At 70.2% G+C, this 24,154-nt stretch carries 20 protein-coding genes; 6 read left to right on the top strand and 14 right to left on the bottom strand.

Annotated elements, in window-relative coordinates; translation table 11 throughout:
• Nucleotides 1-134: 134 nt before the first annotated feature.
• From FHT37_RS13655 to hemP, 8 genes are all read right to left on the bottom strand, one after another.
• A complete protein-coding gene (locus FHT37_RS13655; protein ID WP_255489639.1) occupies nt 135-1,589 on the bottom strand; it encodes a DUF2325 domain-containing protein in 1,455 nt (484 codons plus the stop codon).
• Nucleotides 1,590-1,601: 12 nt separating this feature from the next.
• Nucleotides 1,602-2,444: an energy transducer TonB gene (locus FHT37_RS25680; RefSeq protein WP_183482085.1), complete on the bottom strand. Its 843-nt coding sequence runs from the start codon at nt 2,442-2,444 to the stop codon at nt 1,602-1,604.
• On the bottom strand, nt 2,441-3,229 hold the full coding sequence (locus FHT37_RS13645) for an ATP-binding cassette domain-containing protein (RefSeq protein ID WP_183482082.1): 789 nt from the start codon (nt 3,227-3,229) through the stop codon (nt 2,441-2,443). Before FHT37_RS13645 ends, FHT37_RS25680 begins: the two co-directional genes overlap by 4 nt.
• On the bottom strand, nt 3,229-4,302 hold the full coding sequence (locus FHT37_RS13640) for an iron ABC transporter permease (protein ID WP_183482079.1): 1,074 nt from the start codon (nt 4,300-4,302) through the stop codon (nt 3,229-3,231). Before FHT37_RS13640 ends, FHT37_RS13645 begins: the two co-directional genes overlap by 1 nt.
• A 22-nt stretch (nt 4,303-4,324) precedes the next feature.
• Nucleotides 4,325-5,206, bottom strand: a complete 882-nt coding sequence (locus tag FHT37_RS13635; RefSeq protein ID WP_183482076.1) for a hemin ABC transporter substrate-binding protein — start codon at nt 5,204-5,206, stop codon at nt 4,325-4,327.
• A complete protein-coding gene (locus FHT37_RS13630; RefSeq protein WP_091726343.1) occupies nt 5,200-6,294 on the bottom strand; it encodes a hemin-degrading factor in 1,095 nt (364 codons plus the stop codon). Before FHT37_RS13630 ends, FHT37_RS13635 begins: the two co-directional genes overlap by 7 nt.
• Nucleotides 6,295-6,309: 15 nt before the next feature.
• Nucleotides 6,310-8,535, bottom strand: coding sequence for a TonB-dependent hemoglobin/transferrin/lactoferrin family receptor (locus FHT37_RS13625; RefSeq protein ID WP_183482073.1), 2,226 nt, complete (start codon nt 8,533-8,535; stop codon nt 6,310-6,312).
• 148 nt (nt 8,536-8,683) lie between these two features.
• Nucleotides 8,684-8,908, bottom strand: coding sequence for a hemin uptake protein HemP (gene hemP / locus FHT37_RS13620; protein WP_183482070.1), 225 nt, complete (start codon nt 8,906-8,908; stop codon nt 8,684-8,686).
• 202 nt (nt 8,909-9,110) lie between these two features.
• Here hemP and bfr point away from each other — a divergent pair, with 202 nt between their 5' ends.
• Both bfr and FHT37_RS13610 read left to right on the top strand, forming a co-directional pair.
• The gene (gene bfr, locus FHT37_RS13615) at nt 9,111-9,587 is read left to right on the top strand and encodes a bacterioferritin (RefSeq protein WP_067068504.1); all 477 of its coding nucleotides are present in this window, start codon (nt 9,111-9,113) and stop codon (nt 9,585-9,587) included.
• Nucleotides 9,588-9,816: 229 nt separating this feature from the next.
• A complete protein-coding gene (locus tag FHT37_RS13610; protein WP_091726330.1) occupies nt 9,817-10,056 on the top strand; it encodes a bacterioferritin-associated ferredoxin in 240 nt (79 codons plus the stop codon).
• A gap of 141 nt (nt 10,057-10,197) precedes the next feature.
• Here the strand turns inward: FHT37_RS13610 and FHT37_RS13605 are convergent, their stop codons facing one another.
• Complete coding sequence (locus tag FHT37_RS13605) at nt 10,198-10,470, bottom strand: hypothetical protein (protein WP_091726326.1); 273 nt, start codon at nt 10,468-10,470, stop codon at nt 10,198-10,200.
• A gap of 188 nt (nt 10,471-10,658) precedes the next feature.
• Here FHT37_RS13605 and FHT37_RS13600 point away from each other — a divergent pair, with 188 nt between their 5' ends.
• The 3 genes from FHT37_RS13600 (at nt 10,659) to FHT37_RS13590 (ending at nt 14,687) form a co-directional block, all read left to right on the top strand.
• On the top strand, nt 10,659-12,290 hold the full coding sequence (locus FHT37_RS13600) for a gamma-glutamyltransferase family protein (protein WP_183482067.1): 1,632 nt from the start codon (nt 10,659-10,661) through the stop codon (nt 12,288-12,290).
• A 380-nt stretch (nt 12,291-12,670) separates the two neighbouring features.
• Complete coding sequence (locus FHT37_RS13595) at nt 12,671-14,065, top strand: MFS transporter (protein ID WP_183482064.1); 1,395 nt, start codon at nt 12,671-12,673, stop codon at nt 14,063-14,065.
• A 7-nt stretch (nt 14,066-14,072) separates the two neighbouring features.
• Nucleotides 14,073-14,687 (top strand): GNAT family N-acetyltransferase, encoded by a 615-nt coding sequence (locus FHT37_RS13590; protein ID WP_183482061.1) that lies wholly within the window; start codon nt 14,073-14,075, stop codon nt 14,685-14,687.
• Nucleotides 14,688-14,745: 58 nt separating this feature from the next.
• Here FHT37_RS13590 and ugpQ read toward each other — a convergent pair whose 3' ends face one another.
• From ugpQ to ugpB, 5 genes are all read right to left on the bottom strand, one after another.
• Entirely contained in the window at nt 14,746-15,522 is a 777-nt protein-coding gene (ugpQ, locus tag FHT37_RS13585) for a glycerophosphodiester phosphodiesterase (RefSeq protein WP_183482058.1), read from the bottom strand.
• Between the two features lie 81 nt (nt 15,523-15,603).
• A complete protein-coding gene (locus FHT37_RS13580) occupies nt 15,604-16,689 on the bottom strand; it encodes a sn-glycerol-3-phosphate import ATP-binding protein UgpC (protein WP_091726304.1) in 1,086 nt (361 codons plus the stop codon).
• A gap of 20 nt (nt 16,690-16,709) precedes the next feature.
• Entirely contained in the window at nt 16,710-17,558 is an 849-nt protein-coding gene (gene ugpE, locus FHT37_RS13575; RefSeq protein WP_091726300.1) for a sn-glycerol-3-phosphate ABC transporter permease UgpE, read from the bottom strand.
• A gap of 1 nt (nt 17,559) precedes the next feature.
• Nucleotides 17,560-18,447 carry a sn-glycerol-3-phosphate ABC transporter permease UgpA gene (ugpA, locus tag FHT37_RS13570; RefSeq protein ID WP_183482055.1) on the bottom strand — a complete coding sequence of 296 codons (888 nt, stop codon included), beginning with the start codon at nt 18,445-18,447 and terminating at the stop codon, nt 17,560-17,562.
• 27 nt (nt 18,448-18,474) lie between these two features.
• On the bottom strand, nt 18,475-19,797 hold the full coding sequence (ugpB, locus tag FHT37_RS13565) for a sn-glycerol-3-phosphate ABC transporter substrate-binding protein UgpB (RefSeq protein WP_183482052.1): 1,323 nt from the start codon (nt 19,795-19,797) through the stop codon (nt 18,475-18,477).
• Between the two features lie 409 nt (nt 19,798-20,206).
• Here ugpB and FHT37_RS13560 point away from each other — a divergent pair, with 409 nt between their 5' ends.
• Complete coding sequence (locus FHT37_RS13560; RefSeq protein ID WP_409072713.1) at nt 20,207-24,109, top strand: DUF3683 domain-containing protein; 3,903 nt, start codon at nt 20,207-20,209, stop codon at nt 24,107-24,109.
• The last annotated feature ends 45 nt before the right edge of the window (nt 24,110-24,154 follow it).

Below are 24,154 nucleotides of genomic sequence, written 5' to 3'. Positions count from 1 at the left end.
GCTTGCCTGCCCGACGCCGGGCGGCAGCGAAGGCGAGGTGCCTATTGCGAAGTGGGCTGATTCATCCTGCCGCGGAGCGCCGGCGGGAGGTTGGGGCAGCGGGCCGTCGGGCGGCTACATGGCTCAGGTCGGACTCAGTCTTGATGACCCGACTGAACGACCGTCGCTTCCGCGTGGTCCGTTTGACCCAGTGACCCGAGCGCGCGGCGCAGGCCGCTCGCGCTCGGCTTGTCCACGAAGACGCACTGCTTGTTGTGCCGCTTGCAATGGTCCTTCACGCGCCAGTACGCGTCGTGGCTGATGCAGCCGGTCTGGCAGATCACCAGGTCCGCGGCGGCGAGGCTCGCGTCGAGCTTGGACACCGCGTCCTCCTCCCCGCCGTCGTGATGCAGGAAACGGCCGCCGGTGCGCTCGATCAACTGGCGGTAGATCGGCACCACCGCCGGCCGTCCGCCGACGCACAGCACCGAGCGCTCATCCAGCGACGGCAGCGTCGACGTCGTGACGTCGTGCGCTTCCTGGATCGGTTGCTGGAACTGCCGCTCCGCCAGCGCGAGCGCCTGCTGCAGCTCGTCCGCGCGCCGTTGCTCGCGCTCGGCCTGCTGGCGGGCGGTCAGCAGCGCTCGCTCCAGCTGATGGATGCGCTCCTGCTGCGTCTGCAGGTGCTTGGCCTGTTCGTGCCGATGCCGCAGTCCCGGGATGCTGTCCTCGAGCTGCTGCAGCTCCTCGCGCAGCCCCGCTGCCAGGGTGTCGCGCGCCATCAGCTCGCCGCGCAGGCGCAGGCATTCGGCCTGCGAGGCTTCGAGCTCGCGTGCCCGCTCGGCCAGCAGGCGCGTGCTGCGGGACTGGGCCTGCGCCAGCTCGCGCGTGAGGACCGCGTGCTCGTCCTGCAGTTCGTCGAGCCGCTGCAGGTCCGCGCGATTCGCGGCGCCGACCTGGTGCTGGAGCATGTGGATGTCGCGCAGGATCTGCTCCTGCAGCGCGGCGTCGCAGCGCGCATGCGTCAGCGCACCCCACAGCGCGCCACCGACATCGTTGCCCTGCTGCGCGGCATGCCACCAGCGCGTCAGCGCCTCCGCGGTCTTGTGCTGCGACGACTGCCGTAGCGCGATGGCGAAGCGCTGGTCCAGTTCCTTCTGAAGCATCTCGGACACCGGCCCGCGCCGCGCGCACTCGTTGATCGCGCCGCAGTGCATCTCGTAGTCGTTGCTCAGGGCCTGACCGCCGAGCAGCTTGCCCAGCTTGCGGCGCAGCACCGGCATCGGCAGGCACACGCCGATCACCGGGCACAGGGCCTGCGACGGCAGTTCCCACAGGCGCCGACGGCGCGAGCCGCGCGGCACCGGCGTGTCCTCGGCATTCGGCGCCGCGGTCGACGCGGGAGCCTCGCCGCGTGCCAGCGCCTGCGCGAGCGGAAGCCCCGCCACCGCGGCGGGCACGGCCTCGCCTTCCTGCATGAAGACGCCGGCGCCAGTCACCGGGCTGCGGGTCGCCATCGGCAACGGGGCGTCGCCCGGCGCCCCGCCGAGGCCGGCGTCGGCGCGGGCCAGCAGGCTCAACAACGAAGGGGAAGTGGACTTGTCGCACATGGCGAGGACTCCTTACTGCAAGGGGGCGGCCTGGAGCGCGAAGCGCACCGGGTATTCGATCCAGCTCGCCAGGCGTTGGTCGCCGCGGCGGGCCGGGGTGTACGGGCAGGACTCGGCGACGCGACGCGCCGCTTCGTCGAGCAGGCGCCAGCCGCTGCCGCCAGCGATGACGACCTCGGCCGCGCGCCCCTCTGGATCGACCTTCACGCGCAGTCGGACCAGGCCCTGGATGCCGCGATCGCGCAGCAGTGCTGGGTAGTGGCGGGCCGTCTGGCGCTCGCTGCACAAGCGGTGATCGGCGGGCAGCGTGGCGGGGAGGTCGGTGGCAGTCGGTGAGGGTGGCTGCACCACGGCGGGCAGCGGCGCCACGGCCGTGGTCGTTGTCGCCGCCGCGGCTTGGCGCGCGGGCATGGCGTTCGTCTCGACAGCGACCGCGGCGCCGGCGGCAGTGTTGGTTGCGGTGCTGGTGGCGCTGGTGATGCCGGTGGTCGCCACGCCGCTGGCCACAGGGGTATCCAAGCGCGATGAGGTTTGCGGAGCGGGTAGGGGAGTCGCAGCGATCTCGACGAGCGGCGGCGGCAGATCGGGAACCGGCGGTGCATCGAGCGCGGAGCGCGGCAAGGCGATCGGCGCGATCGTGGTCGCCGATGGCGCCATCGACGTGGCGGTGGGCGTCGGAGTGAACGGGAGCAGCCTCGCGCTGATGCCCATCGGCGCCATCGAGACCGGCGCGGAGCGCTGCGGTGCGAGGGCGCTGGCGAGCGCGAGCAGCATCGCCGCGTGGACCGCCGCGGTCATCGCCCAGCCGCTCCAGCGCGGCGCGAGTCCGTGCAGGTGCAGGGCGGACGCGGTCACGCGCGTGCTCCCGTCGGATGGCCCAGCAGCGGCAGGATCGCGAGCCCATGGTCGTCGGCCAGCAGGCGCAGCCGCGTGTCGTAGAGCTGCTCCAGCAGCGGCAGCGTCGACGGCAGCGCGTCGCAGTCGGCCAGCATGCGGCCGGCCTTCAGCAGCCAGAGCCGGTCGAAATGGTTCAGCGCCAGGTTGAGGTCGTGCAGCACCGCGACCAGCGCATGGCCGCGCGCCGCGGCGAAGTCGGACATCGCGGCCATCAGCGAGACGCTCAGGCCGGGGTCGAGCGCGGCGACCGGCTCGTCGACGAGCAGCAGCCCGTCGCGCGCATCCCAGGCCTGCGCGAAGACGCGCGCCAGCTGCACGCGCGCCTGCTCGCCGCCGGACAGGGTGTCGAAGCGGCGGCCGTGCAGGTGCTCGGCCTGGGCGTGCGCCAGGGCCTCGCGCACGATCCGGTCCTGGTGGCCATCGCCCTGGCGCGCCACGCGACCCAGCGCGACGACCAGCTCCACCGGTAGCCCGAAGGCGACGCCATGCTGCTGCGGCAGCACCGCGCGGCGTCGCGCAAGGTCGGTCGGGGACCACGTGGCCAGCGGCCGTCCGTCGAAATGCAGCAGGCCGGCCGAGGGACGCAGTTCCCGCGCGATCAGGCGCAGCAGCGTCGACTTGCCGGCGCCGCTCGGACCGAGGATCGCGATGCGTTCGCCGGGCTCGACGCGCACCGTCACCGGCCCGATCGCCGTGCCGCCGAGCGTCACGCGGACGTCCTGCAAGGTCAGCAGCGAAGCCATCACGCGCTCCCCATGCGACGCACCGCGCCGCGCAGCAGGACCAGGAACCACGGTGCGCCGATGAGCGCGCTGAACACGCCCACCGGGATCTCCGCCGGCACCGCGAGCGTGCGCGCGAAGCTGTCCGCGACCACCAGCAGCAAGGCGCCGGCCAGCATGGCGTTGGGCAGCACCCGGCGCTGGTCCGCGCCGACGAGCTGACGCGCCAGATGAGGCGCCATCAGGCCGATGAAGCCGATGCTCCCGCACCAGGCCACCGCGAGCGCCGACAGCAGCGCGACCATGCCGATGCATTGCCAGCGCAGCCGCTCGACGTCGATGCCGACATGCGCGGCCGCGGCCTCGCCGAGCGCGAGGGCATTCAGCCGCGAGGCGACGCGCAGCGCGAGCGCGCCCAGCACCAGCAGCGCGCCGCCCATCACGGCGGCCATGATCCAGTTCGCGCCGGCCAGCGATCCCAGCGTCCAGAAGTTGATCGCGCGCAGCTGCTCGTCGTTGGCGATGAAGCTGCACAGGCCGACGATCGCGAAGGTCATCGCCTGCAGCGCCAGCCCGCACAGCAGCAGCGCCGCGATCGACCCGGGCGCCAGCCAGCGCGACAGCCGGTCCAGCGCGAAGCACACCGCCAGCGCGCCGCAGAAGCCCACCAGCGGCAGCAACCACAGGCGCACCTCGGCCGGTAGCGCGGCGTGCAGGCCGGCGAAGACGGTGAGCGTCAGGGCGACCGCCGCCGCGGCGCCGCTCGTGACGCCGAGCAGGCTGGGCTCGGCCATCGGATTGCGGAACAGCGCCTGGCTCAGCGCGCCGGCCAAGCCGAGCGCCGCGCCCACCGCCAGCGTGAGGCCCAGGCGCGGCAGTCGCAGCTGCCACAGCACGTGCGCGCCACCGGTCTTGGGCGCGTCGCTCCAGGGACCGTTCAGCCAATCGGCGGCCGAGATCGGCACCGCGCCGAACTGCACCGCCGCGAGGACCGCCAGCACCAGCGTGAGCGCGAGCAGCACCGGTCGCGACCAAGCGCGGCGGACCGGCGCCACGGCGACCGGCGACGGCAGGGCGGATCCGACGGTGCTCATCGCGTCGTCCGTCGATCGACGTTCACGCCGGCTGGCCCGTGCCCGCCGGCGCATGCAGGCCCCGCGCCAAGGCCGCCAGCGCCTGAGGCGCGCGCGGTCCGAAGCCGAGCAGCGCCATCGTCTCGAGGACGAGGACGCGTCGATGCTGGCCCGCCGGGGTCTGGGCCAGTCCAGGCAGCTTCAGCAGCCCGTCGACACCACCGCTGGCTTCCACGCCTTGCGTGGTCGCCAGGATCACGTCCGGCGCTGCCGCGATGGCCGCCTCGGGCGAGAGCATCTTGTAGCCCTGCGTGTCGCCCAGCGCGTTGACCGCGCCGGCGTAGCCGATCATGGCGTCCGCGGCCGTCGCGGCGCCGGCGATGCGCGCCTGGTTCGCCGCGTTCGACAGCACGAAGAGCACGCGCGGCGCGCGGTGTCCGGCGGCGAGCTGGGTGACCTGCGCGCGGCTGGCCGTCCACTCGGTCTGCAGCTGCTGGGACAGCGCCGCCGCCTGTTGCGGGCGGCCCAGCAAGTCGCCCAGGCGCCGGGTGCGCTCGAGCACGCCGTCGAAGCGGTGCTCCGCGCGCAGCACGTGCAGCGGCACCTGGGCCGCCTCCAGCTGGCGCAGCACCGCGGGCGGCCCGGCCTCCTCGGTCGCGACGATCATCGTCGGGGCCAGCGACAGCAGCCCCTCGGCCGCGAGCGTGCGCGCATAGCCGACATTGGGCAGCTTCGTCGCCGCAGCCGGATACAGCGAGGTGCTGTCGACGCCGACGAGCTCGGCCTGCGCGCCCAGCGCGTAGATCAGCTCGGTCAGCGCGCCGCCGACGCTGATGACGCGCCGCGGCGCGGCCAGCGCCGGACCGCCGATCGTCAGCAGCGCCGCGGCCGGCACCAACGAGAGCAGGTCGCGGCGGCTCAGCATGGCACCGCCTCCGGCGCGCCTTCGACCAGGCTCTCCAGGAGGTTGCGCCAGTCGCAGCGCTCGGCCTGTCCCGGCTTGCGTTCGCCGAACAGCATCGCGATGGTGCGGCCCTCGGCATCGAACAGCTCCAGCGAGCACACCAGGCCGTCCACCGTCGGCTTGCGCACCAGCCAGGCCGCGGCGATGTGGTCCTCGCGCAGGTGCAGGTTGAAGCCCGGGTCCAGCACGTTGATCCACGGTCCCATCATCGCGACCTTGTTCACCGGGCCGCTGTGGATCTGGATCATCCCGGGATTGCCGACGAAGACCATGAGCGAGACGCCTTCCTGCGCCGCGCGGCTGAGCAGCTCCTGGGCGCTGGACGGCGCCACCGGCTGGGCGAAGCGCGGCTCCGCCAGGCGCAATGCCTGCGTGCGGCTCAGGCCGTGGCGCCGGAGCAGGCCGAAGAAATCGTGGGTGTCGCGCAGCGAGGCCCACTCCGCGCGGAAGGCGGCGACGTCGACGCGGGCATCGGGCGTCGGCGTCGGTTCCCGCCAGGCCTCGCCGGGCTCGAAGCCGGGCTGTTGATCCTCGGCCAGGAAGCGCGCGACGAGCGCCTCGTAGGCGGCCAGGTCGCTCTCGGGCTTCATGAAGACCTTGTGGATCGCCTGCCCCGCCGCGTCGAAGAACTGCAGGCTGCGTTGCACCGCGCCGTCGGACAGGCGCTCCGCCACCGCGAAGCCGTGGCGCCAGTGGCTGTAGAAGACGCGCAGGTCGATCGCGCCGCCCAGCACCAGGCCGACCAGGCGCTGCGGCCCCTGCGCGCTGACCTCGCGATAGACGCCGACCTTCTCGTGCACGCAGGACTCGTTGCGGGTCAGCGCCATGACGGGGCCCAGCGGCTCGAGCGCGGCGACGAGGTCCTGCCAGTCGGCGCGCAGCCGGCGCGCGCGCAGCGGGGACTCGTCCTCGGCGAACGAGCCGGCGTGGGCCGCGAGCAGCTCGCCTTCGGAAATGCTCAGGGCGCTGGCGATGTCGCGGTGGCGGGCTTTGCGCTCATGGCGCGCCGTGGCGAAGGCCTGGCGCAGGGCGGTGAAGCTGGCATGCATGGGAAGAGCTCCTGATCAGAAATCGGCGCGCAGCGACACCTGCACGGCGCGGCCCGGGGCGGTGAAGGCGTCGACGACGGCCAGGCCGGCCGCGTTGCCGGCCGCGCCCTGGACGTCGCTCCAGCGCCAGTACTTCTTGTCGAAAAGGTTGGTCACGTAGGCGGCCAGCGTCCAGGTCGGCGAGAGGCGGTAGCTGCCGCCCGCGTCGACGACGTCGTACTTCGACGGCGCGTACTGGGTCATGCGCGGCGCCACGTAGATGTCGGACGGCTTCTTGCCCGAGCTGTGGACCCAACTGGCGTTGGCCGTCCACGGGCCCGATTCGTAGCGCACGCCGAGCTGGCCGCGCAGCGGCTGGACGCTGTTGAGCGGGCGTCGCTCGCCATTGAAGTCGCTGTGGCCGCGCGACTTCGCCACGGCGGCGTTGAGGCTCAGCCCCGGACGCAGGTCCCAGACCGCGCGCGCCTCGACGCCCTTGATGCGCGCCCGCGCGAGGTTCACGTACTGGAAGATCGCCGGGTCGGCCGGAGTCAGCGAGCCGCTGACCTGCTCCTGCGAGATGAAGTCGCGGTAGCGGTTGTCGTAGGCGCTCAGCTGCCAGCGCAGGACCTGCTCGAAGCGCCCGCGCAGGCCGAGCTCCCAGCTGGTCGAGTGCTCGGCCTTCAGGCCGGGATTGGCGATGGAGCGGTAGCCCTGCAGCGGGTTTTCGAATCCGCTGTTGACCTGGTCCGGCGCCGGCGCGCGGAAGCCCTGCGCCCACTGCACATACGGCTGCAGCGCCGGCACCGCGCGCCAGATCACGCCGACGCGCGGCGTCACCGCGTGGTCGCTGAGCGGGGCCGCGTTGCCGCTGTAGCCGGCCGACTTCGGCTTGAGCTTGTAATGCTCCAGGCGCAGCGCCGGAATGACGCTGAAGTCGCCCGCCTCGATCTCGTCCTGCACGAAGGCGCCGGCCAGCGTGTAGGTCGTGTCGGGGAAGGGCTTGCTGGGGAAGGTCTCGCCCGCGGGCGGCACGGTGCCATCGCGCACGCCCTCGATCGTGTTGCGGCTCACGTCGACGCCGTAGCTCAGCCGCTGACTGGCGAGCTGCGTCTGCGCCTGCGCGCTCAGGCCGACCAGGCGCTCCTTGTAGGTGCCCAGCCGGGTGCGGTCGGCGGCGCCGTTGCGGTCTTCGAAGGAGGACTGCCGCGTTTCGCTGTCCTGCACGTACAGGTGGGTGGTCGCCTGCTGCAGCCAGGTCGCGTTGAGGTCCTCGTAGCGGTGTTCGATCGAGGCGCGGGTGCGCTCCGACCGGTCGCGCGCGGTGAGGCCCAGCACCGCCGTGGCCGGCAGCGTGCCGCTGGCCGGCGGCGCGGTGATGGCGCTGAGCACGTCGGTGTCGACCTTGCGCTCGCGATGCTCCAGCGTGCCGCTCAGCCGGTGGTTCGCGTTGACCCGATAACCGACCTTGGCCATCACGCTGTTGCTGTCGACGTCGGCGGGATTGGGGCGGGTCCGGTTGGCGTTGCGCGCGTCGTTGTCGCCTTCGTTCTTCGTCTCGTGACCGCGGCGGACGCTGGCCTGCACCAGGCTGCTCCAGTCGCCGCTGCCGAAGGCGACCGCGGCGCTCGCCTGCCGGGAGTTGTCGACGCTCGCCGCGCCCAGGCGCGCGAAGCCGGCGAAGGTCTTGCCGTTCACCAGCAGGTCCTCCGGCGACAGGGTGCGCAGGCTCAGCGCGCCGGCCAGGCCGTCGCTGCCGTAGGAAGTCGAGGTCGGGCCGCGCAGGACCTCGACGCTCGACAGGCTGTTCAGGTCGACGAAGTCGGCCCGGCCGCTCGCGAACGCGCCGAACGCGTAGCCCTGCGGCAGCCGGATGCCGTCGACCATCATCAGCACCCGGTTGCCCTCCAGGCCGCGGATGTTGAGGCCCTCGTTGCCCGGCCGGCCGGTGGATGCGCCGGCGGCGGTGAAGCGCGGCGCCGTCGCCTTGACGTCGAGATCGACTTCGTCGGACAGCAGGTCCTTGAGGTCGCGCGCATCGCGGCGCTCGAGCTGCTTGCGGTTCTTCACCGTGACCGTGTTGGGCACCGCGTCGATCGAGCGTTCGGTGCGGGTCGCGGAGACGGTCAGCTCGCCGAGCGGCTGGGGGGACTCGGCGGTCGGCGGGTTCGTGGAAGCCGGCGTCTGGGCGAAAGCCAGCGGGAAAGCCAGCGGAAATGCCAACGACAGGGCGAGCGCGACGGGCGTCGGGCGCAGGTGCATGGTGTCGAAATCCTTGTAGTTCTTGGATCTCGCACGGGCTGGCGCGGCGCGGGCTGGTGCGGGCGGTCCTCTCGGACGGCCGGTTCGGGACAGGGGAACGGGAACGCGAGCGGCGGGGCGGTCCTCGTCCGGCCGCCGCTCAGCGGGGTCACTTGGTCAGGATCAGCTTGCCCAGCGACGTCACGCGCAGGCGGTAGAGCTGGCCGGCGTGCTCGATCTCGACCTCGCGGTCATTGCCCATCAGCGCCTGGCTGCTGATGCGCCGGCGCTGGACCAGCGGAGCCGCTTCACGCGGCGAACCTGCGGCGACCCGGGCGCCATCCAGCGCAACGGCTTGCAGGGCTTCGATCTGGGAGAGGTGATGGGCATTCATGCGAAGCATCTTAATGAGAACCATTCGCAATAGCAACCGAGAATCGCGGCGATGGCTTTTTTCTTGATCGATGGCGACTCGCCGGAGCGAGGAACGTGCTGCGAATACTTCGCATGCAGAGCGGACGGGGCGGGTCTTGTCCCCATTCGTCGTAGGGATGAGGACAATGCGCGCCATTCCGTACGATTTCCAGGAGAAGAACATGAAGGGCGATGCCAAGGTCATCGAGTACTTGAACGCGCAGCTGAAGAACGAGCTCACCGCGATCAACCAGTACTTCCTGCATTACCGGATGCTCAAGAGCTGGGGCTTCGAGAAGCTGGCCAAGCACGAGTACGCCGAGTCCATCGAGGAGATGAAGCACGCCGACAAGCTGATGGATCGCATCCTGATGCTGGAAGGCCTGCCGAACCTGCAGGACCTGGGCAAGCTGTACATCGGCGAGAACGCCGTCGAAGTCCAGCACTGCGACCTGAAGATCGAGATGGGCAGCCATCCGCTGCTGAAGGAAGCCATCGCCTATTGCGAGTCCGTGCGCGACTACGTGTCGCGCGAGGTCCTCGAGGAGATCCTGTCCGACACGGAGGAGCACATCGATCATCTGGAAACCCAGATCGAGCTCATCGCCCAGGTCGGCGAGCAGAACTGGCTGCAAAGCCAGATGGGCGACGCCAGCTGAACGCCAGCCACGCCCATCCTGGGGCCCAGCCGTCGCCAGGGACCCCGAAGCCCCGCTTGCCGGGGCTTTTTTCGTCCGCGCGTCGGCGCAAGGCGGGGTGATGGAGGCGCCGTGTCGCAGTTCACCGACATTGGCCGGACGCCGCGCAGGGGCTCTGTGACCTAATTGAGAGGAATTCGCGTTTGCGTTAGTATCGCGGCCATTCCAGGTTCGTTCCTGTTTCGCCGCCATGATCGTCTGCCTCTGCCACCGAGTTTCCGACCGCGACATCCGCCGTACCGTGGCCGATGGCGTGCACAACTTCGAGGTGCTTCAGGACGAGACCCAGGTGGCGTCGGCCTGCGGCAGCTGCCACGACTGCGCCCGCGAGATCTTCGATGAAGCCCGGCGCGCCTGCGCCGCCGCGCACGGCGTGACCTGCGCGAGCAGCGCCCGCGTCATCCCAATCGCCCAGATGGCTGCGGCCTGATCCAGCGTCGGCACGCGGCCTCAGGCCGCTTCCGGCCAGGCGCCGGACAAAGCAAAACCGCAGACCGGTCACCCGGTGCTGCGGTTTCTTTTTTTGGAATCGCCGAGGACGTCGCCAGCGACGTCCTCACGCCATCACCGCTTACTTGGCGGCGGAAGCGCCTTCAGCGGGCTTCTCGGCCTTCTTGTGGGTCTTGTGCGTCGCCTTCTCGCCGGTGGCCTTCTCGCCGGCGGCCTTGTGGTGCTTGGCGGTCTTGTGCTCGGCCTTGGCATCGGAGGCCGGGGCGGTCGTCGCGGCCGGAGCGGCCTGGGTCGCGGGCGCGGCCGGGGTGGTGGTGCCTTGGGCCATCGCGGCGCCGGCGATCAGCAGGGCGGGAATCAGGGCCAGGGTCTTGACGGTCTTGAAGGCTTGCATCTGGTTTACTCCAGCAGGTTGAACAAGGTGAGCGAACAACGACGCCGCATGTGTGTGTGTTGACATGGGTTCGCAGCTTTGCAATGGGTTACGCAATCCGCACGGGTCCTTCACGCGTCAGGTCTTGCGCGCTGTCGGCGGCGACGGCCATCGGGCAAGATGCCCCGCACCCCTACAGGAGACATCCCATGACCGCCCCCGCCCATGCCTTCGACTGGACCCGCGGCTACTCGAGCCAGCGCAGCCCGGTCTTCGCGCGCAACGTCGTGTCGACGTCCCACCCGCTGGCCGCGCAGGCGGGACTGCGCATCCTGGGGCAGGGCGGCAACGCGGTCGACGCGGCGATCGCCACGGCCGCCTGCATGACGCTCGTCGAGCCTTGCAGCAACGGGCTCGGGTCCGACGCCTTCGCCATCGTGTGGGACGGCCGGTCGCTGCAGGGACTGAACGCCTCCGGCATCGCGCCGCAGGCCTGGACCCCCGACTACTTCGACCGCAAGCACGGCGCCGGCAGCGCGATGCCGCGCCGCGGCTGGGATGCAGTGACCGTGCCCGGCGCGGTGGCCGGCTGGGTCGCGCTGAGCGAGCGCTACGGCAAGCTGCCTTTCGCCGACCTCATGGCGCCGGCCATCGAGATCGCCGAGCGCGGCTATGCCGTGCCGGTGATCGTGCAAAGCAAGTGGCGCATGGCTTCCGAAGTGGCGGACCTGGTCGCGCAGCCCGGCTTCGCCGAGGCCTTCCTGCCGCGCGGACGGGCGCCCGAGGTGGGCGAGCTGTTCCGCTTCCCCGGCGCGGCGCGCACGCTGCGCCTGATCGCCGCGACCAAGGGCGAGGCCTTCTACCGGGGCGAGGTCGCCGAGGCCACCGCCGCCTTCGCGCGCGAGACCGGCGGGGCGATCACCGCCGCGGACTTCGCGGCCTACGCGCCGCAGTGGGTCGACACCATCTCGATGGACTACGCCGGCCACACGCTGCATGAGATCCCGCCCAACGGGCAGGGCATCGCGGCGCTGATCGCGCTGGGCATCCTGAAGCAGTTCGACATCGGCGCCTTGCCGGTGGACTCGACCGCGTCGCAGCACCTGCAGATCGAGGCGATGAAGCTGGCCTTCGCCGATGTCTACCGCCATGTCGGCGATCCGCGCACGATGAAGGTCCAGGTCGCCGAGCTGCTGGATCCGGGCTACCTGGCGAGCCGCGCCAAGCTCATCGACATGAAGCGCGCGCAGGACTTCCAGGCCGGCAATCCGGTCAAGGGCGGCACCATCTACCTGACCGCCGCGGACGAGAGCGGCATGATGGTCAGCTTCATCCAGAGCAACTACATGGGATTCGGCTCAGGCGTCGTGGTGCCGGGCTACGGGCTGTCGCTGCAGAACCGCGGCCACGGCTTCACCCGCGAGGCTGGGCATGCCAACGTCGTCGCGCCGGGCAAGCGGCCGTTCCACACCATCATCCCGGCCTTCCTGATGAAGGACGGCCAACCGCAGATGAGCTACGGCGTGATGGGCGGCAACATGCAGCCGCAGGGCCACCTGCAGACGCTGGTGCGGATGCTCGACTACCGCCAGCATCCGCAGGCCGCCTGCGACGCGCCGCGCTGGCGCTTCAACGAGGGCCTGTCGATCAACGTGGAGCCCTCGATGGCGCCGCAGACCATCGACGGCCTGCGCGCGCTCGGCCACCAGATCGGCGACATCCACGACAGCTACCAGGACTTCGGCGCCGGGCAGTTCATCTGGCGCCTGGGCGATCCGGCGGTGGAGGGTTACGTCGCCGCGAGCGACCCGCGTCGCGACGGCGCCGCCGCGGGCTGGTGAGCGGGGACGGCCGAGGCGGCCGGGCCGGCGGTCGGCGCCCGGGTTCCCCTGTCTTTCCTCACTTGTGGCGGCCGGAAGGGCGCTGATAGCATCGGCGCCTTCTTCCTCCCCGGAAGCTCTCACGCCACGATCCCCGATCGGAGCCGACCCCATGACCAAGCTGCTGGACCGCACCAAACACGACGCCCGGGCGTCGGTGCGCGCGCTTGGGCCATCCGGCTGGGCGCGACGACCGTAGGCGTCTGGACGACGCCCGCCGGCCTGCCACGGCCGGTTCCCAGGTCCCAGGCTTTTCGCGACGGCGACGCCCACCGCGTCCCGCTCGCCCGATCCGCGCCCGGCGCACGACGCCCCGCGCGGACCGCATCCGGAGTGTCAACATGCTGCCGATCAAGGCATCCACGTGGGTCGACCGTCTGCTCGACCGCTTCCTCGATCTCCTGCGCCTGCCCGCCGGCGATCTGCTGCGCAACCTCGTCTACCGGCGTCTGTGGACGTCGATCCTGATCAGCTCGCTGGGCGGGCAGATCACACTGCTGGCGCTGCCGCTGACCGCGGCGGTGCTGCTGCATGCCTCGCCCACGCAGATGGGCGTGCTGACCGCCATGGAGCTGGCGCCCTTCGTGCTCTTCTCGCTGCCCGCCGGCGTCTGGCTGGACCGGGTGCGCAAGCTGCCGGTCTACATCGTGGGCGAGCTCACGCTGGCCGTCGCCGTGGGCAGCGTGCCGGTGGCCCACTGGATGGGCTGGCTGGGCATGCCGTGGCTGTACTTCGTCGGTTTCCTGCTCGGCACGGTCTACACGATCGCGGGCAGCGCCTCGCAGATCGTGCTGACGCAGGTGGTGAGCCGCGACCGCCTCGTCGAGGCGCATGCGAAGAACGCGCTGGCCTCGTCCGGCGCCGAGGTCGCGGGCCCCGGCGTCGCGGGGGCGCTGATCAAGCTCGTCGGTGCGCCGCTGGCGCTGGCGGTGGATGCGCTGCTGCTGGTGGCGTCCGCGCTCATCCTGCGCGGGGTGAAGGTCACCGAGACGCTGCATCGCCTGGACGGCGCCGACTTCTGGCGCGACCTGAAGGCCGGCGTCGCGTTCGTGCGCGGCAAGCGCATGCTGGTCGCGCTGGCCTGCGCGGTGGGCGGCTGGCAGATGTTCAACCAGGCCGCGCAGGTGGTGCAGATCCTCTTCGCGACGCGGGTGCTGGGACTGTCGGCGCAGAGCGTGGGCCTGTCCTACATCGCGCTGGGCGCGGGCACGGTGCTGGCGAGCGCGCTGGGCCACCGCATCAGCGCGCGCTTCGGCCCCGGCCCCAGCCTGATCGGCGGCTTCGCGATGTGCGGCATCGGCTGGGCGGCGCTGTGCGTCGCGCCGGCCAACGCGGTCGGCGTCGCGGCCTTCGCCTTCACGCTGTTCATGTTCGGCGTCGGCGCGGTGCTCATCTTCATCAACTTCCTGTCGCTGAGACAGGCGGTGACGCCCGCTCCGCTGCTCGGCCGGATGACCAGCACCATGCGCTGGCTGATCCTCATCCCCGCCGGTCCCGGCGCGCTGATCGGCGGCTGGCTCGGCGAGCATGTCAGCCTGCGCGCCGCGCTGGCCTTCGCGGGCGTCGGTGCGTTGCTGCTGGCGGTGCTGGCCTGGCAGGTCCAGGCGATCCGCCTGGTGAAGGTGCTGCCCAAGGTCGAGGGCGAGGATCCGCCGCTGGGCGCCGAGGCCATGCCCGGCGTGACGCCGGCCCCGACCGCGGGCACCGCGCAGCTGCAACCCGCCAACGGCAACTGAGGTCCCCATGCGCGTTCAAACCGCCCCCGATCCGCTCCTGGTCGAGGTCCCCGAGCGGATCGACACCGCCCGGCTCGTGCTGCTGTCGCCGCGTGCCGGGCTCGGCCCCGCGCTGAACCGCGCGGTGCTCGAGGCCCAGGAGCATCTGAAGCCCTGGATGCCGTGGGCGCACGAGACGCCCACCGTCGAGCAGTCGGAGGGCGTCGCGCGGCGCATGCAGGCGCAGTTCCTGCAACGCGAGCACCTGGGCTACTACCTGCACGAGCGCGGCGCCGACGGGCGGCCCGGGCGCCTGATCGGCGGGGCGGGGCTGCATTCGCCGGACTGGCAGGTGCGCCGCTTTGAACTGGGCTACTGGATCGTGCCCTCGCACACGGGGCGGGGACTGGTGGTCGAGGTCGTGGCCGCGCTGGTGCGCCTGGGCTTCGAGCAACTGCGGGCGCGCCGCCTGGAGATCCGCACCGACTCGCGCAACGCGGCCAGCCGCGCGGTGGCCGAGCGCTGCGGCTTCACGCTCGAAGGCGTGCTGCGGCGCGACGCGCTCGACGTCGAGGGCCAGCCCTGCGACAGCTGCGTCTACGGCATGACGGACCTCGCCGACCTGCGCCAGCCCGCGCGCTGACCGGCTGACAGTCCTGGCGGCCTGTGACGGCCTGGCGCCTTGGCGGCTTCGCGGACCGTCAGGCGGTCGGGCTGAAGCGGTCCACCGCGTCGGTGATGATGCCGTCCACGCCGTTGGCGATCAGCCATTGCGCGGCCGCGGCATCGTTGACGGTGTAGACCAGCGCCTTCATCTCGGCCTCGCGCAGCCGCGCGACCAGCGCTTGGTCCATCAGCGCGTAATGCGTGATCACCGCGCGGCAGCCCAGCGATTGGGCCAGCTGCAGCCAGCCGTCGCCGTCGAGCTTGTCGAGCAGCAGCCCGCGCGGCACCTGCGGCGCCGATTCGCGGGCGCCGCGCAGCGCCTCAGGCTGGAAGCTGCTGAACAGCACCGACACCGGCGCCGTCTCCTCCCACAGCCGCAGGACCTCCCGACCGACGATCTCGCCGGTGCGGAACTCGTCGCCGGGCGTGGGCTTGATCTCGATATTCAGCGCATGCTGGTTGCGGCGCACGAAGGCCGCGACGCTCTCCAGGCTGGCGGGCGGCTCGCCGGCGAAGGCGCGGCTGTGCCAGCGTCCGGCGTCCAGTCGCGACAGCTCGCTCCAGTTCCGGTCGGCGGCGCGGCCGCGCGCGGTCGTCGTGCGGTCCAGCGTCGCGTCGTGCAGCAGGAAGGGCACGTCGTCGGCGCTCAGCTTCACGTCGCACTCGAAGGCGCGATAACCATGCCGCGCGCCTTCCCGGAACGCGGCCAGCGTGTTCTCGGGCGCGAGCTTGCCGGCCCCCCGGTGGGCCACCCAGAAGGGCAGCGACCAGGGCCAGCTGGGTTCGTCGAGGGCATGCGTCGAGACCGTCATGTCGTTCTCCCTGATCGCTGTCGCGGATCGTTTGTCTGTGGCCGCCGGCCGCGGTGGAGGGCGCGTCGATGGCGCCGCGCGTCAGTCGACGCGCTGCCCGGTCGCCGGGTCGAACCAGTGCAGCCGCTCGCCGGGCGCCTGCAGCAGCACCTCGTCGCCGGGCCGCGGCGGCGTGTCGGTGCCATCGATGCGCAGCGTGAAGGCGGCCTCGCCGAGCCGGCCGTAGACCAGGCGCTCGGCGCCCAGCATCTCGACCATCTCCACCTTCAGCGGCCAGGCGGTGGCGTCGGCGGCGACAGCCTGGCCGTCGTGAGGCAGCGCATGCTCCGGCCGCAGGCCCAGGGTCAGCTCGCCCTCGCGCGGCGCCGCCAGCGGCAGGTGCAGCGAGGTGCCGCCGACATGGAAGCGCCGGCCCTCGACGCGGCCCTTGAGCAGGTTCATCGCCGGCGAGCCGATGAAGCTCGCCACGAAGGTCGTCGCCGGACGGCCGTAGACCTCCTCCGGCGTGCCGAACTGCTCCATGCGCCCGCCGTTCATGACGACGATGCGCTGCGCCAGCGTCATCGCCTCGACCTGGTCGTGGGTGACGAAGAGCGAGGTCACGCCCAGCTCGCGGTGCAGCTTCTGGATCTCCAGCCGGGTCTGCACGCGCAGCTTGGCATCGAGGTTGGACAGCGGCTCGTCGAAGAGGAAGACCTGCGGGTCGCGCACGATCGCGCGGCCCATCGCCACGCGCTGGCGCTGGCCGCCGGACAGCTCGCGCGGCCGGCGCTGCAGCAGGTGCGACAGCTCCAGGATGCCGGCCGCCTTGTCCACGCGGGCGCGGATCTGCTCGGGCGGCAGCTTGCGGATCTTCAGGCCGTAGGCCATGTTCTCGAAGACGCTCATGTGCGGGTAGAGCGCGTAGTTCTGGAACACCATCGCGATGTCGCGATCGGCCGGCTCGATCTCGTTGACGACGCGGTCGCCGATGGCGATCTCGCCGCCGCTGATCTCCTCCAGCCCGGCGACCATGCGCAGCAGCGTGGACTTGCCGCAGCCCGATGGCCCGACGATGACGACGAACTCGCCATCCGCGATCTCGGCGTTGACGCCGTGGATGACCGGGTTGGCCTTGGCGCCGGAGCCGTATTGCTTGACGACCTTGCGCAGGGAAATGCTTGCCATCGATGTCTCTTCTCGTGTCTTTACTTCTCGGCGTCGACCAGGCCCTTGACGAACCAGCGCTGCATCAGCACCACCACCAGCGCGGGCGGGATCATCGCCAGCATGGCGGTGGCCATGATCACGTTCCAGTCGTTGGCGGCATCGCCGCCGCTGATCATCCGCTTGATGCCGATGACCACGGGGTACATCTGCTCGTCCGTTGTCACCAGCAGCGGCCACAGGTACTGGTTCCAGCCGTAGATGAACTGGATGACGAAGAGCGCCGCGATGCTGGTGCGCGACAGCGGCAGCAGCACGTCGCGGAAGAACTTCATCGGCCCGGCGCCGTCGATGCGGGAGGCCTCGACCAGTTCGTCGGGCACGGTCAGGAAGAACTGCCGGAACAGGAAGGTCGCCGTCGCCGAGGCGATCAGCGGCACCGTCAGGCCGGCGTAGGTGTTGAGCATCTTCAGGTCGGAGACGACCTGGTAGGTCGGCCCGATGCGCACCTCCACCGGCAGCATCAGCGTGACGAAGATGGCCCAGAAGAAGAAATTGCGCGCCGGGAAGCGGAAGTAGACGATCGCGAACGCGGACAGCAGCGAGATCGCGATCTTGCCCACCGCGATGACCATCGCGGAGACGAAGCTGATCCACATCATCTGCCCGACCGGCGCCTTGGAGCCGGCGCCGCTGCTGCCGAACAGCGCGGCCGAGTAGTTGTCCACCAGGTGCGCGCCCGGGGTGAGCGACATCGGGGACTGGACGATCTCCGCGGCGGTCTGCGTCGAGGCGACGAAGGCGATGTACAGCGGGAAGGCGACGATCAGGACGCCGAGCACCAGGATCAGGTGGGACAGCAGCGTGAGGGCGGGGCGGCGCTCGACCATGTCAGTACTGCACCTTCTTTTCGACGAAACGGAACTGGATGACGGTCAGCGCGATGACGATGGCCATCAGCACCACGCTCTGCGCGGCCGAGCCGCCCAGGTCCAGCGCCTTGAAGCCGTCGTAGTAGACCTTGTAGACCAGGATGGCGGTGTCCTTGCCGGGGCCGCCCTGGGTGGCGGCGTCGATGATGCCGAAGGTGTCGAAGAACGCGTAGACGACGTTGATCACCAGCAGGAAGAACGAGGTCGGCGACAGCAGCGGGAAGGTGATGGTCCAGAAGCGGCGCCACGGGCCGGCGCCGTCGATCGCGGCGGCCTCGATCAGCGACTTGGGAATCGACTGCAGCCCCGCCAGGAAGAACAGGAAGTTGTAGGAGACCTGCTTCCAGACCGCCGCCATCACCACCAGCGCCATCGCGTGGTCGGCGTCGAGCAGGTGATTCCACTGGATGCCCATCCGCTGCAGGCCGTAGGCCACGACGCCGATGGACGGCGCGAACATGAACAGCCACAGCACGCCGGCGATCGCCGGGGCGACCGCGTAGGGCCAGATCAGCAGCGTCTTGTAGACCGGCGCGGCGCGCACCACGCGGTTGGCCATCGTGGCCAGCAGCAGCGACACGGCCAGCCCCAGCACCGCCACCAGCAGCGAGAACATCGCCGTCGTCTTGAACGAGGTGAGGTAGCTGGCGTCGTTGAACAGCTGGCGGAAGTTGTCCAGGCCGACCCATTCGGTGGACAGGCCGAAGGCGTCCTGCTGCTGCAGGCTCTGCACCAGCGCCTGGCTGGCGGGCCAGAAGAAGAACACGCCGATCACCGCGGCCTGCGGCGCGAGCAGCAGCCAGGGCAGCCAGCGTGATCGGAAGACCACGCGCTTCTGCTGGGACATCAGGTCTCTTTCAGGTCGTCAGGGGATTCAGAGCTTGGCCGACTTCTGGAAGCGCTCCAGCAGTTCGTTGCCGCGCTTGACGGCGGCGTCCAGGCCGTCCTTGGGCTGCTTCCTGCCGGCCCAGACCTGCTCCATCTCCTCGTCGATGATGGTGCGGATCTGCGCGAAGTTGCCCAGCCGCACCCCGCGCGACTTGTCGGTCGTCTTGCGGATCATCTGCTGCACGGCCACGTCGGTGCCGGGGTTCTGCTTGTAGAAGCCGCTCTGCTCGGTCAGCTCGTAGGCCGCCTTGGTCACCGGCAGGTAGCCGGTGCGCTTGTGGCTCTCGGACGCGACCTCGGCCTTGGAGAGGTATTGGAAGAACGCGGCCACGCCCTTGTACTCGGCCGGCTTCTTGCCCGCCATCACCCACAGGCTGGCGCCGCCGATCACCGTGTTCTGCGGCGCGCCCGGCACGTCGGGGTAGTAGGGCAGCGGCGCGATGCCGGAGGCGAACTTGGCGTTCTTCTTGATGTTGGCGTAGAGGCCCGAGGAGCCGGTCATCATCGCGCACTCGCCCGAATAGAAGGTCGCGTCGGCCGTGTTGCCGCGGCCCTTGTAGACGAACAGGCCCTGCTTGGCCATGTTGGCCAGGTTCTCGATGTGACGCACGTGCAGCGGCGAGTTGAACGCCAGCCGCGCGTCCAGGCCGCCGAAGCCGTTGTTCTTGGTCGCGTACTCGACGTTGTGCCAGGCGGAGAAGCTCTCCAGCTGCGTCCAGCTCACCCAGCTGGTGGTGAACGGGCACTTGTGGCCGGCGGCCTTGAGCTTGGCCGCGGCGATGGCGACCTCGGGCCAGGAGCTCGGCGGCTTGTTGGGGTCCAGGCCGGCGGCCTTGAACGCGTCCTTGTTGTAGTGGAAGACGGTGGTCGAGCTGTTGAAGGGGAAGCTCAGCATCTGGCCGTTCGGCGCCGTGTAGTAACCGGCGACGGCGGGGACGTAGGCGGCGTTGTCGAACTTGGCGCCGGCCTGCTGCATCACCTGGCCGACCGGCACGATCGCGCCCCTGCTGGCCATCATCGTGGCGGTGCCGACCTCGAAGACCTGCAGGATGTGCGGCGCGTTGCCGGCGCGGAAGGCGGCGATGGCGCCGGCCATCGATTCGTCGTAGCTGCCCTTGTAGGTCGGGACGATCCTGTAGTCCTTCTGGCTGGCGTTGAAGTCCTTGGCCAGGTCGTTGACCCAGTCGCCGAGGGCGCCGCCCATCGAGTGCCACCACTGGATCTCGGTCTGGGCCGAGGCGGTGAAGGGGGTCATCAGCGCGACGGCCGCGACGGATGCGGCCAGCAGGGAAGTCTTGAGGGGCTTCATGGGTCTCCGATGCTCGGGGAGGGTGGTTCTGCGGTCCCGGGGCGGACATCGTCGGGTGGACGAGCCACCGGGGGCCGGCGAGCTTATCGGCGCATTGTGACACTGGCGAACCATCCATCGCAGGGTGCGAAGTCAGGCTTCCCTAGAGTCCCTCGCCGGGGATGGCCCTCTGGCGCTGCGGTAGGATTCCGCCCATTGCCCGAACCGGGCCGGCCGCCGATCGCGGCCATCGCGAACGCCCCTTCCAACCCCGTGTCCAGCGGGCGCGGGGACCACAAGTCCGGGGCGCCGTCCGGCACCGGGCCTCATGCTTTCCCCCAGCCTGGCATCGGCCCCTGTCCCAGGGCGCCGGCCTGCCGCAACCCCGGTGCGCGAGCACCTGGCCGCCATGAACGCACCGCATCTGCTGATGCCCGCCGACCCCGCGATGGCCGGCGACGTGACCCCGACGCCCACGCCCGCCGCCCGGCTGCGCGAGATTCCGTACAACTACACGTCCTTCTCCGATCGCGAAATCGTCCTTCGCCTGCTCGGCGCCCGCGCGTGGGAGCTGCTGGACCAGTTGCGCGGCGAGCGCCAGACCGGGCGCTCCGCGCGCATGCTGTACGAGGTGCTGGGCGACATCTGGGTGGTGCAGCGCAACCCCTACCTGCAGGACGACCTGCTGGACAACCCCAAGCGCCGGGAGGCGCTGATCGGCGCGCTGCGCCATCGCCTGGGCGAGGTGCAGCGCCGCCGCCATCCCGAGGACGATGCCAAGCGCGACGCCTGGGTGGGCGAGCTGCTGACCGCGGCCGAAGCGGCGGTGGGCGCGTTCTCCCACCAGTTCGAGCAGGTGGCCGAGCTGCGCAAGCGCGCGGTCAAGGTCTTCGCGAAGACCACGGCGAAGGACAACATCAAGTTCGATGGCCTGTCGCGCGTCTCGCACGTGACCGACGCGACCGACTGGCGCGTCGAGTACCCCTTCGTCGTGCTGACGCCCGACACCGAGGCCGAGATGGCCGCGCTGGTGGCGGGCTGCTTCGAGCTCGGCCTGACGGTGATCCCGCGTGGCGGCGGCACCGGCTACACCGGCGGCGCGGTGCCGCTGGTCTGGAACAGCGCGGTGATCAACACCGAGAAGCTCGAGGCCATGCGCGGCGTCGAGATGAAGGCGCTGCCGGGTCTGGACCGCGAGGTCCCCACCATTTGGACCGAGGCCGGCGTCGTCACGCAGCGCGTGTCCGACCTGGCCGAGCTGCACGGCTTCGTGTTCGCGGTCGACCCGACCTCGGCGGAAGCCTCGTGCATCGGCGGCAACATCGCGATGAACGCCGGCGGCAAGAAGGCCGTCCTGTGGGGCACGGCGCTGGACAACCTCGCCTCGTGGCGCATGGTCACGCCGGACGCGAAGTGGCTGGAGGTGGTGCGCGTCAACCACAACCTCGGCAAGATCCACGACGTCGAGGTCGCGAGCTTCGACCTCCACTACTACGACGCGACCGGCAAGACGCTGGAGCGCACCGAGCGCCTGGACATCCCCGGTCGCACCTTCCGCAAGGAAGGCCTGGGCAAGGACGTCACCGACAAGTTCCTGGCCGGCCTGCCCGGCATCCAGAAGGAAGGCTGCGACGGTCTGATCACCAGCGCGCGCTGGATCGTGCACCGCATGCCGGCGCACGTGCGCACGGTCTGCCTGGAGTTCTTCGGCAATCCGAAGGAGTGCGTGCCGTCCATCGTCGACATCAAGGACTTCATGTTCGGCGAGATGAAGAAGCCGAACGGCGCGATCCTCGCGGGCCTGGAGCATCTGGACGACCGCTACCTGAAGGCGGTCGGCTACGCGACCAAGAGCAAACGCGGCGGGCTGCCGAAGATGGTGCTGATCGGCGACATCGTCGGCGACGACGCCGATGAAGTCGCGCGCGCCACCAGCGAGGTCGTGCGCCTGGCCAATGGCCGCTCGGGCGAGGGCTTCGTGGCGGTCAGCGCCGATGCGCGCAAGAAGTTCTGGCTGGACCGCAAGCGCACGGCGGCGATCTCGAAGCACACGAACGCGTTCAAGGTGAACGAGGACGTGGTGATCCCGCTGCCCCGCATGGGCGAGTACACGCTGGGCATCGAGCGCATCAACATCGAGCTGTCGCTGCGCAACAAGCTGGCGCTGGTGGAGGCGCTGCGCGCCTTCTTCGCCGCCGGCAACCTGCCGCTGGGCAAGAGCGACGACGCCGGCGAGATCCCCAGCGCCGAGCTGCTCGAGGACCGCGTTCAGCAGGCGCTGGCGCTGCTGGACGAGGTCGGCGCGCAGTGGCGCACCTGGATGCAGGAGCTCGACGTCGAACGTGACGGCGAGCGCTCGTTCTTCGAGCAGCTGCAGGACTACACGCTGCGCGCGAGCTGGAAGCGGCAGATCCTCAAGCCGCTGCAGGACGTGTTCGCGGGCGCCTCCTTCGCGCCGATCCTGGCCGAGTGCAAGCGCATCCACAAGGAGGTGCTGCGCGGCCGGGTGTGGGTGGCGCTGCACATGCATGCCGGCGACGGCAACGTGCACACCAACATCCCGGTGAACTCCGACAACTACGAGATGCTGCAGACCGCGCACGAGGCGGTGGCGCGGATCATGACGCTGGCGCGCTCGCTGGACGGCGTGATCTCGGGCGAGCACGGCATCGGCATCACCAAGCTGGAGTTCCTCAACGACGAGGAGCTGGCGGGCTTCGCCGGCTACAAGGCCAAGGTCGACCCGGAAGGGCGCTTCAACAAGGGCAAGCTGCTGCGGCCCGGCACCGGCGGCCATGGCAGCCAGCACACCTTCGCCGACCTGACCAATGCCTACACGCCCAGCTTCGGGCTGATGGGGCACGAGTCGCTGATCATGCAGCAGAGCGACATCGGCGCCATCAGCGAGTCCATCAAGGACTGCCTGCGCTGCGGCAAGTGCAAGCCGGTCTGCGCGACGCATGTGCCGCGCGCCAACCTGCTCTACAGCCCGCGCAACAAGATCCTGGCGACCTCGCTGCTGGTCGAGGCCTTCCTCTACGAGGAGCAGACGCGCCGCGGTGTGTCGATCAAGCATTGGGAGGAATTCGAGGACGTCGCGGACCACTGCACGGTGTGCCACAAGTGCGTGAATCCGTGCCCGGTGAAGATCGACTTCGGCGATGTCACGATGAACATGCGCAACCTGCTGCGCAAGATGGGCAAGAAGAGCTTCAGGCCCGGCAACGCGGCCGCGATGCTGATGCTCAACGCGACCAATCCGGAGACGATCAAGGTCGCGCGCGCGGCGATGGTCGGTGTCGGCTTCAAGGCGCAGCGCCTGGCCAACAGCCTGCTCAAGCGCGTCGCGCGCAAGCAGACCGGCGCGCCGCCGGCCACGGTCGGCACCGCGCCCGTCAAGGAGCAGGTGATCCACTTCATCAACAAGAAGCTGCCGGGCGGATTGCCGAAGAAGACGGCGCGCGCGCTGCTCGACATCGAGGACAAGAACTACGTCCCGATCATCCGCAACCCGCAGAAGGCCTCGGCGGACGCGGAGGCGGTCTTCTACTTCCCGGGCTGCGGCTCGGAGCGGCTGTTCAGCCAGGTCGGCCTGGCGACGCAGGCGATGCTCTGGCATGCGGGCGTGCAGACGGTGCTGCCGCCGGGCTACCTGTGCTGCGGGTATCCGCAGCGCGGGTCCGGGCAGTTCGACAAGGCCGAGAAGATCATCACCGACAACCGGGTGCTGTTCCATCGCGTGGCCAACACGCTGAACTACCTCGACATCAAGACGGTGGTGGTCAGCTGCGGCACCTGCTATGACCAGCTGCAGGGCTACAAGTTCGAGGAGATCTTCCCGGGCTGCCGCATCGTCGACATCCATGAATACCTGCTGGAGAAGGGCATCCAGCTCGATTCGAAGCAGGCGTATCTGTATCACGACCCCTGCCACTCGCCGATGAAGCTGCAGGAGCCGATGAAGACGGTGAAGGCGCTGGTCGGGCCGGAGGTGATGAAGAGCGAGCGCTGCTGCGGCGAGAGCGGCACGCTGGGGGTCACCCGGCCGGATGTGTCGACGCAGGTGCGCTTCCGCAAGGAAGAGGAACTGCGCAAGGCCGAGGCGCAGCTGCGCTCGGCGGGGAAGGTGGGGGCGCAGGAGAACCTGAAGATCCTGACCAGCTGCCCGTCGTGCCTGCAGGGCCTGAGCCGCTATGGCGGTGATCTGCAGAACGGGCTGCTCGAGGCGGACTACATCGTGGTCGAGATGGCCCGCAAGATCCTGGGCGAGAACTGGATGCCGGAGTACGTGGCCAAGGCCAACAACGGCGGGATCGAGCGCGTGCTGGTCTGACGCGGCTGGCGCGGTGGGACACGCCCCTCACCCCAACCCTCTCCC

It is taken from the genome of Mitsuaria sp. BK037, from assembly GCF_014193045.1.
Taxonomy (GTDB): domain Bacteria; phylum Pseudomonadota; class Gammaproteobacteria; order Burkholderiales; family Burkholderiaceae_C; genus Roseateles.
The sequence above is the reverse complement of the archived record's forward strand: the minus strand, read 5'-3'. Positions and strand labels throughout refer to the sequence as shown.